Source organism: Bradyrhizobium sp. USDA 4451 (assembly GCF_054822585.1).
The window spans coordinates 2,141,160-2,157,241 of record NZ_JBTRCH010000001.1 but is presented as its reverse complement, the minus strand read 5'-3'; the positions used below and the strand labels follow the sequence as shown (position 1 = coordinate 2,157,241).

At 65.0% G+C, this 16,082-nt stretch carries 11 protein-coding genes; 4 read left to right on the top strand and 7 right to left on the bottom strand.

The features are described 5' to 3' along the window. Positions 1 to 2: 2 nt before the first annotated feature. The 5 genes from ACVMB0_RS09915 to ACVMB0_RS09895 all read right to left on the bottom strand — a co-directional run bounded on the left by ACVMB0_RS09915 (position 3) and on the right by ACVMB0_RS09895 (position 6,266). Positions 3 to 1,223 (bottom strand): substrate-binding protein, encoded by a 1,221-nt coding sequence (locus ACVMB0_RS09915; protein WP_461346097.1) that lies wholly within the window; start codon positions 1,221 to 1,223, stop codon positions 3 to 5. A 5-nt stretch (positions 1,224 to 1,228) separates the two neighbouring features. Further along, positions 1,229 to 2,086, bottom strand: coding sequence for a branched-chain amino acid ABC transporter permease (locus ACVMB0_RS09910; protein WP_461346096.1), 858 nt, complete (start codon positions 2,084 to 2,086; stop codon positions 1,229 to 1,231). 42 nt (positions 2,087 to 2,128) lie between these two features. Continuing rightward, on the bottom strand, positions 2,129 to 3,643 hold the full coding sequence (locus ACVMB0_RS09905) for an amidase (RefSeq protein ID WP_456750977.1): 1,515 nt from the start codon (positions 3,641 to 3,643) through the stop codon (positions 2,129 to 2,131). A 168-nt stretch (positions 3,644 to 3,811) separates the two neighbouring features. Next, positions 3,812 to 5,014: a substrate-binding domain-containing protein gene (locus tag ACVMB0_RS09900; protein ID WP_456750978.1), complete on the bottom strand. Its 1,203-nt coding sequence runs from the start codon at positions 5,012 to 5,014 to the stop codon at positions 3,812 to 3,814. 70 nt (positions 5,015 to 5,084) lie between these two features. Continuing rightward, positions 5,085 to 6,266, bottom strand: a complete 1,182-nt coding sequence (locus ACVMB0_RS09895) for a substrate-binding domain-containing protein (RefSeq protein WP_456750979.1) — start codon at positions 6,264 to 6,266, stop codon at positions 5,085 to 5,087. Between the two features lie 179 nt (positions 6,267 to 6,445). Between ACVMB0_RS09895 and ACVMB0_RS09890 the strand changes: the two genes are divergently transcribed. Then, the gene (locus ACVMB0_RS09890) at positions 6,446 to 6,889 is read left to right on the top strand and encodes a MarR family winged helix-turn-helix transcriptional regulator (RefSeq protein WP_016847408.1); all 444 of its coding nucleotides are present in this window, start codon (positions 6,446 to 6,448) and stop codon (positions 6,887 to 6,889) included. An 18-nt stretch (positions 6,890 to 6,907) separates the two neighbouring features. On the opposite strand, the gene ACVMB0_RS09885 is transcribed toward ACVMB0_RS09890, so the two are convergent. After that, the gene (locus tag ACVMB0_RS09885; protein ID WP_456750980.1) at positions 6,908 to 9,325 is read right to left on the bottom strand and encodes a spermidine synthase family protein; all 2,418 of its coding nucleotides are present in this window, start codon (positions 9,323 to 9,325) and stop codon (positions 6,908 to 6,910) included. Between the two features lie 372 nt (positions 9,326 to 9,697). On the opposite strand from ACVMB0_RS09885, the gene ACVMB0_RS09880 reads away from it, so the two are divergent. Then, positions 9,698 to 10,132: a VOC family protein gene (locus ACVMB0_RS09880; protein ID WP_461346095.1), complete on the top strand. Its 435-nt coding sequence runs from the start codon at positions 9,698 to 9,700 to the stop codon at positions 10,130 to 10,132. Between the two features lie 200 nt (positions 10,133 to 10,332). Here the strand turns inward: ACVMB0_RS09880 and secA are convergent, their stop codons facing one another. Beyond that, a complete protein-coding gene (secA, locus tag ACVMB0_RS09875; protein WP_461346094.1) occupies positions 10,333 to 13,197 on the bottom strand; it encodes a preprotein translocase subunit SecA in 2,865 nt (954 codons plus the stop codon). A 355-nt stretch (positions 13,198 to 13,552) separates the two neighbouring features. Here secA and ACVMB0_RS09870 point away from each other — a divergent pair, with 355 nt between their 5' ends. Both ACVMB0_RS09870 and argJ read left to right on the top strand, forming a co-directional pair. Further along, on the top strand, positions 13,553 to 14,503 hold the full coding sequence (locus ACVMB0_RS09870; RefSeq protein WP_456796826.1) for a peptidylprolyl isomerase: 951 nt from the start codon (positions 13,553 to 13,555) through the stop codon (positions 14,501 to 14,503). Positions 14,504 to 14,770: 267 nt separating this feature from the next. Further along, positions 14,771 to 16,012 carry a bifunctional glutamate N-acetyltransferase/amino-acid acetyltransferase ArgJ gene (gene argJ / locus ACVMB0_RS09865; RefSeq protein ID WP_461346093.1) on the top strand — a complete coding sequence of 414 codons (1,242 nt, stop codon included), beginning with the start codon at positions 14,771 to 14,773 and terminating at the stop codon, positions 16,010 to 16,012. The last annotated feature ends 70 nt before the right edge of the window (positions 16,013 to 16,082 follow it).

Genomic DNA, 16,082 nt, shown 5'->3' with positions numbered 1-16,082 from the left:
GCTCAGCATTCCTTGGGATCAACAAGACCGTCGCTGCGCGCCACGATCTCATAGTTCCCGCCTTTGGCAACAGCGGTGTACATCTTCATCTTGCAGTGACGCTTGCCCGGAACCATTTCGGCCGGTCCGCCGGGCCCTTCGGCGATCTTGGCGTGATCGAGCGCGGCGGCAACCGAGTCGCGGTCGACCTTGCCGGCTTCCTTGACCGCCGCCTCCCACAGCTTGAGACCGCGATAGGTTCCGGTGGCGGCGCTGCCGGCCGCGAACAGGAAGTTGCCTGGGAAGTCCTTTTCATACGCTGCCTGCAGCTTGGCGTCGAACGGATCCTCCTTGGTCAGCACCTTGAAATAGTCGAGGCAGCTTGCCAGCCCCTCGATCTCGTTGGCCTGATTGATGTTGAGGGTGTTCTCGTCATAGTAGACGCAGGCGAGCCGGCCACCGTTCTTGAGGAAGCCCGCTTCATAGAGCTGCTTGAAGAACGGGCCGACGCCGGGCGGGATGACGGTGTTGAAGACGACGTCGACCTTGTTGGAGATGATGCGGTTGACGGTCGACGAGAAGTCGACCTGGTCGAGCGGGTAATACTCCTCGAACACGACCTCGCCGCCATTGTCCTCGATCACCTTGCGGGCATAGACGTTGAGCGTGTGCGGCCAGACATAGTTGGCGCTCGGCAGCGCGAACTTCTTGCCGCCGTTCTTGATCAGCCAGGGAATGAAGGTGTCGCATTGCTGCGCCGGCGTCGGGCCGGTGCAGAACAGATAGGGCGTGCACTCCTTGCCCTCGTAGAGCTGCGGATAGATGTAGAGCGTCTTGCCGCGCGCCACGATCGGGTCCTTGATGGCGTTGCGCATCGAGGAGGTGATGCCGCCCAGCACCATGTCGACCTTGTCGCGCTGGATCAGCTTGCGGACATTGCCGACCGCGACCGATTCGTTCGAGGCGGTGTCCTCGATATAGAGCTCGAGCGGGCGGCCGAGCAGGCCGCCGCCGGCGTTGATCTCCTTGATCACCATCTTGGCGACGTTGGCGTCGGCATTGCCGGCATAGGCGATCGGGCCGGTCAGGTCGGTCGCGATGCCGACCTTGATCGGGCCTTCGGCGGCGTTGGCCCAGTCGGGCCTGACGACCCAGCTGCCGACCCCGGTCGCGAGCGCGCCGGTCGCGAAGGCGAAATTGCTCATGAAGCGGCGGCGCGTCAGATTCATGCGTTCGATCGACATGGTGATTAGACCCCTTTCCCAGCAATGAGGCCTTGCGGCCGGAATTTGATGAAGGCGATGGCGAGCACGAAGACGAGCACGTCGGCGACGACCGGTGACATGACCCATGGCAGCGCCGCACTGAGCGTGCCGATCACGCCGGCGCCGGCGACCGGACCGATGAAGGAGCCGACCCCGCCGACCATCACGGCGACGAAGCCCTGGATCAGGAAACGGATGCCGAGATCGGCAAACAGGCTGAACACCGGCACGATCAGCGCGCCGGCAAGCCCGGCCAGCGCCGCGCCGAATGCGAAGGTCGCGCCGTAGATCAAGGGCGTCGAGATGCCTGATGCGCGCGCCAGCGCCGGGTTCTCCAGCGTGGCGCGGACCCGCAGCCCGAACGAGGTGCGCGCCAGCAAGAGATAGCAGGCGCCCATCACCAACAGCGTGATCACGATGATGGTGAAGCGCCAGGCCGAGATGTGGACCGAGCCGAGGTCGATCGAACCGCCGATCGGCTCCGGCACCGTGAGATAGAAGCCGCCGATCAGGCCGCGCACGCTCTCGCGGATGATCAGGCCGAGCGCATAGGTGCCGAGCATCGCCACGATCGGCGCCGCGTAGAAGCGCCGGATGATCAGCGCCTCCAGCACGAAGCCGAGTGCGCCGACCACGAACGGCGCGGCGACCATGCCGACCCAGACCGGCGCGCCATGGGCGTAGGCCAGATAGGTGACATAGGCCCCGAGCAGGACGAATTCGCCCTGCGCGAAGTTGAAGATGCCCATCATGCTGGCGATGATGCCGAGCCCGAGCACCACCAGCACGATGATGGCGCCGAAGCTCACGATCTCGAACACCGCGGCAAAGATGCTAGCCATGGTGCCCCATCCGTCGACGTTGCGTCTGCGACAAGCGGCGCCTCACATCTTCTTCCAGTCGCCGGCCTGCTCGAAGGCATGCGCGGCGCGGTAGATGGTGCTCTCCTCGAACATCCGCCCGACCAGCATCAGCCCGACCGGCAGGCCATCGACCATGCCGCAGGGCAGCGACATCGCCGGATGATGGGTGATGTCGAACGGCGCGGTGTTGGAGATCATCTCCAGCGCGCGGGCGACATATTCCTCGCGGCTCGCATTGGCCTCGGGCAACTTGGTCGCCTTCATCGGCGTGGTCGGCATCAGCAGGAGATCGTAATCCTTGAACGCCTTGTCGTAGGCCGCGGCGAGGCGGCGGGAGATGTTGAGTGCCTTGCCGTAGAAGCGCGGGCCGAAATTGTTGTTGATGTAGGTGCCGAGCATCATGAACAGTTTGGTGGTCTCGGACAGCGAATCCGCCTGCCGGCGCCAGCCGCGATGGTGATCCATCAGCGCGGTCGAATAGAGATCGCCGCGGCTGAGGCCGTAGCCGTCGCCGAACATCATGGTCTGGGTCAGGCCTTCGGTGCCGATCGGGGTCCAGATCGCGCCGCCCGCCATGTGCATCGGAATCGACACCGTCTCGACGCTGGCGCCGAGATCCTTGAAGCGCTTCGCCGCCTCGCGCACGCTTTCGTTGACGGCGGCTTCCGCGGTCGGCTGCTCGAAGCCTTCCTTGAGGATGCCGATCTTCATGCCCTTGACGCCCTTGCCGAGTGCCTTGGTGTACTCCTCGACTTTCGGCGCCTTGATGCGCGGATCATAGCCGTCGTCGCCGGCCAGCACTTCGAGCAGCAGCGCGTTGTCTTCCACGCTCGCGGTCATCGGGCCGGTATGGTCGACATAGATCTCGATCGGCATGATGCCGGTGTAGGGCACGAGGCCCCAGGTCGGCTTCATGCCGTAGGTGCCGCAGAACGAGGACGGCATGCGGATCGAGCCGCCCTGGTCGCCACCGATCGCCATGTCGACCTCGCCGAGCGCCACCACGACACCCGAGCCCGACGACGAGCCGCCGGCCGAATAGCCCATCTTGTGCGGATTGTGCACCGGCCCGTAGGAGCCGGTGTGGCTGCCGCCGGACAGGCAGAAATGCTCGCAATGCGTCTTGCCTTTGATCTCGGCGCCGGCATCCAGCATCCTGGTGACGATGGTGGCGTCGAAGTCGGGAATAAAGCCTTCCAGCGTCGACGAGCCGTTGGTCATCGGCACGCCGGCCAGCATGATATTGTCCTTCAACGCCACCGTCTTGCCCTTGAGCTTGCCGGAGGCCGCGCCCTTCACCGTCGACTTGCAGTACCAGGCGTTGTGCTTGTTATCCTCCGGCGCCGGGCGAGTGCCGGGCGTGCGCGGATATTTCACTTCGGGGAGTTCGTCCGGCATCTGGGCGACGAGGTTGTAGGCCTCGATCGAGCCCTGCATCAGGCCTCGGAACGAAGCCACGTCCTCTTCGGTCAGGGACAGGCCACACTGCTCGGCGACGGCACGAAGTTGCGTTGGCGTGGGAAGGACGACGGTCACGGCGCTCTCCTGAAGCTTTTGATCCTTGGATGTTCCCTCGGCACGGGGCAGCGGCCGCGCAATGCCCCGCGCGAACCGCCCCACCCCGCCGCTGTATTGAAAACGGAAATATTTTCCTTTTCAAGGATTATTTCGCAAGACCTTCCGACGAAGCTGGCGGACCCCGGCTCAGATCGACTTGATCACCCTGAAGTCGAGGCCGTCGGCTTCGGCAAGATACATCGGCATCCTGACATGGCCGCTGCGTACCGTGACCGGACCGCGCGGACCACGATAGACCAGGTTGTCGGCCGCCGCGAGCAGCGGCCGCGTGTCCAGCGTGCCGGCCCGGTTGGCGGCGGCCTCCAGCAGGCAGAAGCCTTCATAGGCCGACTCGCCGCACGATCCGACCGGCGGCGCGAACGCACCGAACATCGCGCGATAGCGATCGCGGAAATCGTCGCCGGCGGGCGAGCCGACACCGGGGAAGTAGCCTGAGGCGCAGAACAGGTTCTCGGTCCGGTCGGCACCGATGCCGAGCAGCACCGTTTCGTCGACGCAGCCGGCAAGGCGCAGCGTGGTGGCGGCGAGCCCGGCATCGGCGAAGGCGCGATTGAAGGTCACGCTGTCGGTGCCGATCAGCGAGATCAGCACCACATCGGGCTTGGCGGCGCGGATCCGCTCCAGATGCGCCTCGTGATCGTCCTCGCCGACCGGCACGAACTCCTCGCCGACCACGAGCCCCCCGGTTTCCTTGATGTAGCGCTTCACCGCGCGGTGCGACTGCCATGGCCAGACATAGTCGCTGCCGATCAGGTACCAGCGCGCGGCGCGCTTGGCCTCGGCCAGCCAATGGATCGACGGCCGCATCTGCCAACGCGGTGTCTCGCCGATCGCGATCACGCCCGGCGTCCGTTCGCCGCCCTCGTAGACCGGCGTGTAGATGTAGGGAATCCTGCTGCGGGTGATCAGATTGCGCAACGCGACGCGCACCGCGCTGGTGTGCATGCCCATGATGAGATCGACGTCGTCGGAGGCGATCGCCTGCTCGGCGCGGTCGCGTACGTCCTCGAGCGGCCCGCCGGCATCATAGACCGAGAGCTCGACCTCGCGGCCGAGGATGCCGCCGCGACGATTGATGTCGGCGACCGCAAGCTGCGCGCTCGAAGTCGCGGCCGGCCCCCACATGCCCGGCGAACCGGTGCAGCAGACGAAACCTGCGACCCGCAGCCGGTTGCGCGCACCGCGCGGACCGAACCCGCTGCGGTCCATCGGAGAAAACACCCGATCGGAGGCCGGCGCCAGATTCCTGAAAAGCAGGGATGGCGGGAACGGGAGGCCGCCATTCCTGCCGTTCAGGCTTCCGGCCCTGACGTTGCGCGTCGAATGCACAGCTGCTCCTGTCTGGCACCGGTACGCCCTGGGCGAGCGCGGCATCGCGCTTGCGGACGACGGTGCCAAGCTAGATCGTCTTGATCACATTGAAGTCGAGACCGTCGGCTTCGGCAAGATAGATCGGCATCTCGGCGCGGCCGTCGCGAAGTGTGACGCTGCCACGGGCGCCACCATAGACCAGGTTGCGGGCTGCGGCGGACAGCGGTCCCGTCGACAGCGAGCGGGCCCGGTGGGCCGCCGCCTCGAGAAACCGCATGCCCTCATAATTGGACTGCCCGACCGATCCGATCGGGGGCGCATGCGCTCCGAACATCGCACGGTAGCTGGTCCGGAAGTCGTCATTGGCGCGGGAATCGATGCAGCCGAAATAGCCGGAGGCGCAGAACAGGTTCTCGGTCGCGTCCGGCCCGATGCCGAGCAGCACGGTCTCGTCCATCGCACCCGCATAGCGCAGCGTGGTGGCGGCCAGGCCCGCCTCGGCGAAGGCCCGATTGAAGGTGATGCTGTCGGTGCCGATCAGGGTGATCAGCACGACGTCGGGCTTGGCGGCGCGGATCCGCGCCAGATGCGGCTCGTGATCGTCCTCGCCGAGCGGGACGAATTCTTCGCCCACCACCTGGCCGCCGGCCTCCTTGATGTAGCGCTTCACCGCGCGGTGTGACTGCCAGGGCCAGACATAGTCGCTGCCGATCAGGTACCAGCGCTGCGCCTTCTTGACTTCGGTGAGCCAGTGGATCGCCGGTCGGCTTTCGGCGCGCGGCGTCTCGCCGATCGCCATCACGCCGGGCGTCCGCTCGCCGCCCTCATAGACCGGCGTGTAGATATAGGGGATGCGGCCCGCGGTGACCTTGCGCAGCGCGAGGCGGACCGCCGAGATATGCGAGCCCATGATCACGTCGATCTCGTCGAAGGCGATTGCCTGCTCGGCGCGGCGCACCACCTCCTCGATCGGACCACCGGCGTCGTACATCGACAATTCGATCTCGCGGCCGCGGATGCCGCCGCGCCGGTTGATCTCGGCGACCGCGAGCATGACGCTGTTGGCGGAGATCGGGCCCCAGATCCCGGGCGCCCCGGAAAAGGTGATGAAATTGCCGACCCGAAGCTTGCTGTCGGTGCCGCCGCGGCGCGAGGAGCCCGGCTTGACGGTCAAAGCGACATCGGCCGCGCAGGACGACGGAGTTCGAAACAGGTGCGGCGGCGGGACGGGCAAGCCGCCATACGCCTGGGAAGAGACCGTCGAGAGCACGCCAACTCCTGTCTGGGAAGCAGTACGCAACGCAGCCAGCGGGGCGGTCGCGGCATCCGCCCTTTGGTTGGGGGAATATCCTAGGGGAAAATATTGAATATTCAACAATTGAAGTGCATATAGAAACGGCAAGCGTTGCCGGACATTCATTCACCGGGTCAGGAACCAGGTCTCACGCCGTGGCTAAACCGCCGAAAGAAAATTCCCCGATCACCGAACACCTCGCCTACCTGCTCGCGCAAGCCAACCGGGAGATCAACCGGCAGTTGGAGACGCGATTGGCCAAGGAAGGCGTGCCGGTCGAGCAGTGGCGCATCCTTAAAGTGCTGTCCGACGGCAACGGCCACTCGATGGGCGAGCTTGCCGATGCCGTGCTGCTCAACCATCCGACGCTGACCAAGATGATCGACCGCATGGTGTCGGACGCGCTGGTCTACCGCGTGCAGGACCCGAAGGATCGCCGGAAGGTGCTGATGTTCGTCTCCGACCGCGGCAAGGCGCTGTGCCGGCGGCTGAACTCGCTGGCGGTGAGCCAGGAGGAGCACATCGTCGAGAGCTATGGCGACAAGTCGACCACCGAGCTCAAGCGCCTCTTGGAAAGCCTGATCGGCAGCGCCAACTAAGACGATCGCGGCCGCCCGCTACGAGGCGGCCTCGTCCTGCGCCACCAGACCGGATGTCCGGACCGGCTTGAGGGCGGTCTCAGCGATCGAATCGCTCAGACGGTTGCCGAGGATCATGATCGCGCACACCACATAGCAGCCGATTCCGACCGCGAATGTCGCTGTTATGCCGAACTGGATCGACAGCGCCATGCCGAGCACGGAGGCGAGCATCGAGGTGATGCCGTTGGTGCTCCAGAAGAACGGCAGCAGCCCTTCATGCCGCCGCCAGATGCCGAGGCCCAGCGGGAACATCATGCCCATGCAGAAAGCCGGCGGCGCCAGCAAGGCGATCGACACCAGGATGCGGATCTCGGTCGGCGCCGACCGCGACCAGGCGGTGACCGACGGCGTCAGCAGGCCCACGGCCACTAGCGTCGCGACCAGCGTCACGAGGCGGACGATCAGCACCGCCGGCCGCGCCGGCGTCGCGCCCACCGTGCCACTGCCGATGCCTCCGAACAGCAGGATCGTGAACAGCACGACGCTGAGCCCGTAGACGGGGTGGCCGAGGAACACCATCAGCCGTTGCATCTGCGAAATCTCGATCAGCATGAAGCCGAAGCCGATTGCGGCGAAATAAGCCACCGGCGGCGCCAGCGTCGCCACCGGCGTCCGCCGCGCCAGGCGCATGAAGGGAATGCCGATGTAACAGATGCAGATGCCGATCTGGAACACGAGCACCCATTTGATGACGCTGATCGCAGCGTTGTTCTGCAACTCGAAGCCGCTTTTGCTGAACAGATCGGCGAGCCGCACGGTATAGAAGAAGAACGGCTTGTCGTCGGTCGAAGCCGCGATGTTTTGCGGCAATGAATCCAGGAAACGCTGGTCGGCCTTGCCGGACAAGAGGGTCGAAGTGACGGTGTCATAGGCGATCCCGGGCCCGAGCAGCAGCTTGAATCCCTCCGCGACCAGCCGGTCGCGCGCGCCCTGCCACTGCGCCGCCGTGAACGCCTCGGGACGGATCATCACCGTGACGATGTCGCCGACATTCGCTGCAATCACATGCTGCGACAGTTCGGTCGCCGGCACGCCCTGACGCTGCAACGCCTCAGTTGCGATCGCAATCAGGCGATAGAACTCGCCGCGATAGACCGTCGGCTGGTACCAGCGCGACACCGAGAGCATGCCGCCCGGCTTCAGCGCGCGGAAGAAATCGTCCCACGCCTCCACCGTGTAGAGCCGGTTCTCGGTCAATGTCAGCCCGCCGGCCGCGGTGGTGGCCCAGGTATCGATCAGCGAGATCTGGATCAGGTCGTAGCGATCGGGCGAATGATTGATGTAGCTGCGCGCTTCGGCATTGACCAGCGAGACGCCGGGCCAGCGATCGAGGTGACCCGAATAATCCGCGAACTTGTTCGTCAGCACCTCGAAGATCGCGGGATTGATCTCGATGCCGCGAATCCGCTGCGCGCCGAAATAGAGCGCGGAGAGCACGTCGCGGCCGCCGCCGACGCCGACCACGGCGACGTCATCCGGCCGTTGCTGCACCAGATAGGGCGCGTTGATGACGTCGTGCTTGAGGTACGACACCTTGGCAAGATCGCCGGAGAAGCGGGTGATCGGCGTTCCCGCGTCGGCATCGATGTCGAGATAGAGCTGCTCGACCTTGGCATCCGGGGGACGCGCGAAGCTCCAGCCGAACGGGATCGAGAGCCCGAGATCGGTGACGCGGATGCGCGAATAGGTATTCCAGCGCTCGAACAGCGTTCCGGTCTGCGGAGTGCCTTTGGCCCAGGTCACGCCGAGATGGCTGCTGCCGGCTGCGGCAAGCGCGGTGTGGAGCGCGGCGAGTGCGGCAAGGCCGAGCGCGGTGTTGCGGCTTAGGCTCAGGCTGCTTCGGTCCTCGCCGTGACGGACCACGAACCAGCCGGCCGCCGCGGCGCCAGCGCCGATCCAAAGCGTCGCGCTGACCGGATCGATCACCAGCAGCACGAAGATGATGCCGAGGCATCCGGTCGCGGCGCCGAGCAGGTCGGCGGCATAAAGCCAGCCGCCGACATAGGGCAGCCGGGTCAGCAGCAGCGTGATGCAGATGCCGCCCTCGGCGAACGGAATGGTGAAGCCCAGCGCCACCACGCCGAGTGCAGCCATGGCATAGTTGCTGGGCGCGACCATCGGCGCGCACAGGAACGCGCACATCACGGCGACGCCGCTGATCGCGAACCGCGCGGCATGGCGGGCGAACTCCGGCCCCACACGCCCCGGCGCATAGCGGTCGGGATCTTCATAAACCCGCATCGCACCGCGCGTCAGCCCGAACATCGCAAGCGCGATGGCGCCGAAAGCGAAATGGTAATGCACCATCACGCTGAAGAAACGGGTGATCAGGATCTGATAGGCCAGTGTGGCCGACGCCAGCACGAAGATCGCCGGATAGTAACGGCCGGGCATTGTCGTCACGGTCTGCAAAGCGCGGGCCTCCCCGATCGAGCCTTGACCAAAGAGAGGCCTTGATGCGCTTGACGGCTCGTCCAACACGCCCGGCAATATTGGGACATAGAGCACTAACAAGTGGTTGATCGAAAGCTTAACATCGCCTTTGGGTGGCAGATGGATCCGCCGGCGGGCTTAGGCGAGGTTAGCGGGAACCCAAATGCGCCGAAAATACCTACGGCCTGTCGCCCCCAGACGGCAGCGCGAGGGTTCCAACAAAAAGCCTGGCCGATATGTCGGGGTCGCGGCCGCCTGCTCGTCCTCCGGATGCGCTCGCGCTTGCGCGCGGTGCCGGCTTTCCTCTCCCTCGATTACAAGGATTCTCTCGCCATGACATCGATCACGCCGTTCCTGTGGCTCGACAACAACGTCCGCGATGCCGTCGCGTTCTACAAATCGGTGTTTCCGAACGCCGAGATCGAGACTGTCAGCGACTTCATGGCAAGCTTCGAGCTCGAGGGGCAGCGGTTCTACGCGCTCAATGGCGGCCCGCAGCACAAGTTCAACGAGGCGGTGTCGTTCTTCCTCAGCGTCGAGACCCAGCAGCAGGTCGACTACTTCTGGGAGAAGCTCACCGACGGCGGCCAGGAATCGCGCTGTGGCTGGCTCAAGGACCGGTTCGGCCTGTCCTGGCAGGTGATCCCGACCGCGCTCAGCCGCTACCTCAGCGACCCCGACCGCAAGGCGGCCGACCGCGTCATGCAGGCGATGCTGAAGATGCAGAAGATCGTGGTCGCCGATCTCGACAAGGCGTATGCGGGGTGAGCGGCGATGCGACGGCGGCACGTCACCGCTTGCAGCGGCTTACGCATGCCTGTCGCGGCAGACCGTAGGGTCGGCAAAGCGGCTTGTCCGCCGTAGCTCGAAGAGCGAGGGCGGAAGCGTGCCCAGCGTCGAGAGCAGCGCATGATAGGGTGGGCACGCTTTCGCTTTGGCCACCCTACAATCGCGATGATTGCAGCCGGTTACGCGTACCGGCCGTGGCAGTGCTTGTACTTCTTGCCCGAGCCGCAGGGGCAGTCCTCGTTGCGGCCGACCTTGCCCCAGCTCGTCGGGTCGTTCGGATTGCGATCGGCGGCGGACATGGCCGGCGCCAGCGAGGCCTGGGCGTAGGTGGCTTCGCTCAGGCTGGCGCGGGCGAACTCGTCCTCGCCGGTGTTGGGATCGAGCTTGTGCGCCTCCATCAACGGCAGCGGCTGCGGCGGCTCCTCGGGCGGCACGATCTCGACGCGCATCAGTTGCGCGGTGACCGCCTCGCGCAGATGCGCGCTCATCTCCTGGAACAGGTTGAAGGCCTCGGTCTTGTACTCCTGCAACGGATCGCGCTGGCCGTAGCCGCGCAGGCCGATCACCTGGCGCAGATGGTCGAGCATGATGAGATGCTCGCGCCAGAGATGGTCGAGCGTCTGCAGCAGGATGGTCTTCTCGACGTAGCGCATCACGTCGGGGCCCCATTGCGCGACCTTGGCCGCCATGCGCTCGTCGACATGGTTCTCGATGCGGGTGAGCAGCTCCTCGTCGGCGATGCCCTCTTCCTTGGCCCATTCGTCGACCGGCAGGTCGACATCGAGCACGCGCTTCAGCTCTTCCTTCAGCCCCGCAGTGTCCCACTGCTCGGCATAGGCGTGCTCGGGGATGTGCTTGGCGACGACGTCCTCGACGAAGGCGTGGCGCATGTCGGTCACGGTCTCGACCACGCTGTCGTCCTTCATCAGGTCGACGCGCTGGTCGAAGATCACCTTGCGCTGGTCGTTCTGGACGTTGTCGAACTTGAGCAGGTTCTTGCGGATGTCGAAGTTGCGTGCCTCGACCTTCTGCTGCGCCTTCTCCAGCGCCTTGTTGATCCAGGGATGGATGATGGCTTCGCCTTCCTGCAAGCCGAGCCGTTGCAGCATGCTGTCGAGCCGGTCGGAGCCGAAGATGCGCATCAGGTCGTCTTCCAGCGACAGGAAGAATTTCGAGCGGCCGGGATCGCCCTGACGGCCGGAGCGGCCGCGCAGCTGGTTGTCGATGCGGCGGGATTCATGGCGCTCGGAGCCGATGATGTAGAGGCCGCCCGGCTTCTTCACCGTCTTGGCGGGCTTGTTGCCCTTGGCCGGCTCGACCTCGAAATCCTCTTCCGCCTTCAGCACGATCTCGCGGAAGCGCTCGATGTCGGCCTTGATCTGCTCGATCTTCTTCGCCTTCTCCGCCTCGTCGGTGATGCCGGCGGCCTCCTGCTGGATCCGCATCTCGAGCGAGCCGCCGAGCTTGATGTCGGTGCCGCGGCCGGCCATGTTGGTCGCGATCGTGATCGCGCCGGGCACGCCGGCTTCCGCGACGATATAGGCTTCCTGCTCGTGGAAGCGCGCGTTCAGCACCGCGAACAGCTTGGCCGGCTTGCCGGCGCGCGCCGCGGCATAGAGCTTCTCCATGCCGGATTCGGAGGTAAAGTCGATCTGCTTGTAGCCGTGCTTCTTGAGGTAGTCGGCCAGCACTTCCGACTTCTCGATCGACGCGGTACCGACCAGCACCGGCTGCAGCCGCTTGTTGGCGCGCTCGATCTCGGCAAGGATCGCCGCGTATTTCTCGTTTTGGGTGCGATAGACCTCGTCGTCCTCGTCGAGGCGCGCCACCGGAAGGTTGGTCGGGATCTCCACCACCTCGAGCTTGTAGATGTCGAACAGCTCGTCGGCTTCGGTCAGCGCGGTGCCGGTCATGCCGGACAGCTTCTGGTACATCCGGAAATAGTTCTGGAAGGTGATCGAGGCCAGCGTCTGGTTCTCGGGCTGGACCGTGACGTGCTCCTTGGCTTCCAGCGCCTGGTGCAGCCCTTCCGAATAGCGCCGGCCCTGCATCATGCGGCCGGTGAACTCGTCGATGATGACGACCTCGTCGTCGCGGACGATGTAGTCCTTGTCGCGGGTGAACAGCGTGTGGGCGCGCAGCGCCTGGTTGACGTGATGCACGACGGAGACGTTCTCGACGTCGTACAGCGAATCGCCCTTGAGCTGGCCCGCGTCGCGCAGCAGGTTCTCGAGCTTCTCCATGCCGGCTTCGGTCAAGGTCACCGTGCGCTGCTTCTCGTCGACCTCGTAGTCGTCCTTCTTGACCAGCTTCGGCATGAAGGTGTCGATGGTGTTGTAGAAATCCGAGCGGTCGTCGAGCGGGCCGGAGATGATCAAGGGCGTGCGCGCTTCGTCGATCAGGATCGAGTCCACTTCGTCGACGATCGCGTAGAAATGCTCGCGCTGGACCATGTCCTCCAGGCGATACTTCATGTTGTCGCGCAGATAGTCGAAGCCGTATTCGTTGTTGGTGCCGTAGGTGATGTCGCAGGCATAGGCGGCCTTGCGCTCGGCGTCGTCGAGGCCGTGCACGATCACGCCGGTGGTCAGCCCGAGGAACGCGTAGATCTGGCCCATCCAGCCGGAGTCGCGGCGGGCCAGGTAGTCGTTGACGGTGACGACGTGGACGCCCTTGCCGGCGAGCGCGTTGAGGTAGACCGCCAGCGTTGCGACCAGCGTCTTGCCTTCGCCGGTCTTCATCTCGGCGATGTCGCCCTCATGCAGCACCATGCCGCCGATCAGCTGAACGTCGAAATGGCGCTGGCCGAGCGTCCGCTTGGCCGCTTCGCGCACCGTGGCGAAGGCCGGGACCAGGATGTCGTCCAGCGTCTTGCCGCTCGCGAGCTGCTGCTTGAATTCGGCGGTCCGGGCCTTGAGCTCGTCGTCGGAGAGCTTGATGAGCTCGGGCTCCAGCGCGTTGATGGCGCTGACGCGGGACTGATAGCCCTTGACCCGACGGTCGTTGGCGGAGCCGAAAAACTTGCGGGCGAGCGCGCCGATCATGCGAAATTCCTGTTCTTCGGTCTCGAGTTCGGTCTTGGTTTACAGCCTGAGATGGTCCAACGGGTCGCCTATCAACTCACCGTGACGCGCTACGGCTCGAGCCCCGACCCGGGGCTCCCTAGCCAATTGAGTGGGAAACAGGCCAACCTGGGTTCAACGGCAAAAAACGCAGCAAAATAAGCGCTCTCACCGCCGACACGGTCGGCCAGAGATATGGCCCGGTCGGGGGGTTGTCAACGCTGGCAAGATGTCAAGGAATTCATCATTTTGACACGACTTTCGCGTTGCCAATGTAACACGATTGGGCGAGTGTCCGCCCCGCTCGAGCTTCCCCCCTTTAGACCAAGGATTTTGCATGACCACCTCGCCCCCGGAATCCAAGACCGGCCTGCGCCTCGGCCTCGCCACACTGGCCGCCACGGGCTGTCTTGTCGCAGTGCTGGCTGCGGGCCTTCCGGTCCGCGCCGCGGAGTCCGACCCGGTGCTGGCGAAGGTCAACGGTTCCGAGATCCATGCCAGCGACGTGGCGCTCGCCGAAGAGGAACTCGGCCCGAGCCTGCAGCAGATGGACCCCTCGACCCGCAAGGACAACGTGCTGTCCTTCCTGATCGACATGAAGATCGTGTCCAAGGCCGCCGAGGACAAGAAGATCGAGAACAATGACGACTTCAAGAAGCGGCTCGCCTTCACCCGCAACCGCCTGTTGATGGACAGCCTGCTCGCCAGCGAGGGCAAGGCCGCGACCACCGACGATGCCATGAAGAAGGTCTACGACGAGGCCGCCAAGCAGATCACCGGCGAGCAGGAAGTGCGCGCCCGCCACATCCTGGTCGAGACCGAGGACGAGGCCAAGGCGATCAAGGCCGAGCTCGACAAGGGCGCGGATTTCGCCGAGCTCGCCAAGAAGAAGTCCAAGGACCCCGGCGCCTCCGACGGCGGCGACCTCGGCTTCTTCACCAAGGAGCAGATGGTGCCGGAATTCTCCGCGGTCGCCTTCTCACTCGAGCCGGGCAAGATCTCCGACCCGGTCAAGTCGCAGTTCGGCTGGCACATCATCAAGGTCGAGGAAAAGCGCAACCGCAAGGCGCCGGACTTCCAGCAGGTGAAGGCCCAGATCGAGACCTATGTGACCCGCAAGGCCCAGGCCGACTATGTCGCCAAGCTGCGCGAGGCCGCCAAGGTCGAGCGCATGGACAAGCCCGCCGAGACCGCGACGGACCCCGCAAAGGACGCAGCCGCGCCGGCCGATGCCGCCAAGGACGCGCCGAAGCCCGCCGACAACAAGATGGCGCCGGCGAAGAAGTAAGCTTCGCGAAATAGATGCAGTTGCAGTGGCCGGGCATTGTCCCGGCCATTTGCTTTTTGGGATGCCGTTGTAGCCCGGATGGAGCGCAGCGCAATCCGGGGTAGGTCCATCCGCGGGTAAAGCCGCCCCGGATTTCGCTTCGCTCCATCCGGGCGACGGGACATCGCTTGAACAATTCATGACAGCGCGTTCGCATCACAGCCCTCTCCCGCTTCAGCCGGTGAGATGATATGCAGCGCTTCCCTCCCCGTAGCCGGAAGCTTGCCGATGTCCACCGCCGTCTCCCCCCTCGCCCCGCCTGACGTTCCCGAGATGCCCGTGATCGCGGGGGTGCGGCTTGCGACCGCTGCCGCCGGCATCCGCTACAAGGGGCGCACCGACGTGCTGCTCGCGCTGCTGGACAAGGGCACCACGGTGGCCGGCGTCTTCACCAAGTCGAAATGCCCGTCGGCGCCGGTCGAATGGTGCCGCGCCAAGCTGAAGGGCGGACAAGCGCGCGCGCTGGTGGTCAATTCCGGCAACGCCAACGCCTTCACCGGCAAGACCGGCAAGGCCTCGACCGCGCTGACCGCGCAGATCGCATCGAAGGCGGTCGGCTGTTCGACGTCGGACGTGTTCCTGGCCTCCACCGGCGTGATCGGCGAGCCGCTCGACGCCAGCAAGTTCGACGGCGTGCTGGCGCAGCTCGCCCAGACCGCGACGCCCGATCTCTGGTTGGACGCGGCCAAGGCGATCATGACCACCGACACCTTCCCGAAGGTCGCCACCGCGACCGTCAAGCTCGGCAAGGCCAAGGTGACGATCAACGGCATGGCCAAGGGCGCCGGCATGATCATGCCCGACATGGCGACCATGCTCTCCTTCATCTTCACCGACGCGCCGCTATCGGCCGGCGTGCTGCAATCGCTGCTCAAGACCTGTGTCGAGGACACTTTCAACGCGCTGACCATCGACGGCGACACCTCGACCTCGGACACGCTGCTGGCGTTTGCGACCGGTGCTGCGGCGGCGCATGGCGCGCCGAAGATCTCGCGCGCCAGCGACCCACGCCTGAAGGCGTTCGCCAAGGCATTCCAGCAGATCCTCGCTGATCTCTCCGAGCAAGTGGCGCGCGACGGCGAAGGCGCCCGCAAGCTGGTCGAGGTTGTGGTCGAAGGCGCGACGACAAAGCCGTCGGCGCGCAAGATCGCGATGTCGATCGCCAATTCGCCGCTGGTGAAGACCGCAATCGCCGGCGAGGACGCCAATTGGGGCCGCGTGGTGATGGCGGTCGGCAAGGCCGGCGAGCCCGCCAACCGCGACAAGCTCTCGATCTCGTTCAATGGCATCCGCGTCGCCAAGAGCGGCGCGCGCGATCCGTCCTACAACGAGAAAGAGGTGTCGGAGGCGATGAAGGCGCCGAAGATCCAGATCAAGGTCGCGCTCGGCCTCGGCAAGGCCAAAGACCGCGTCCTGACCTGTGACCTCACCAAGGAATACGTCGCGATCAACGGCGATTACCGGTCGTAGACGCTGCACGCCGTCACCAGCTCCGTCATTGCGAGGAGCGAAGCGACGAAGCAATCCATCCATCCGCGCA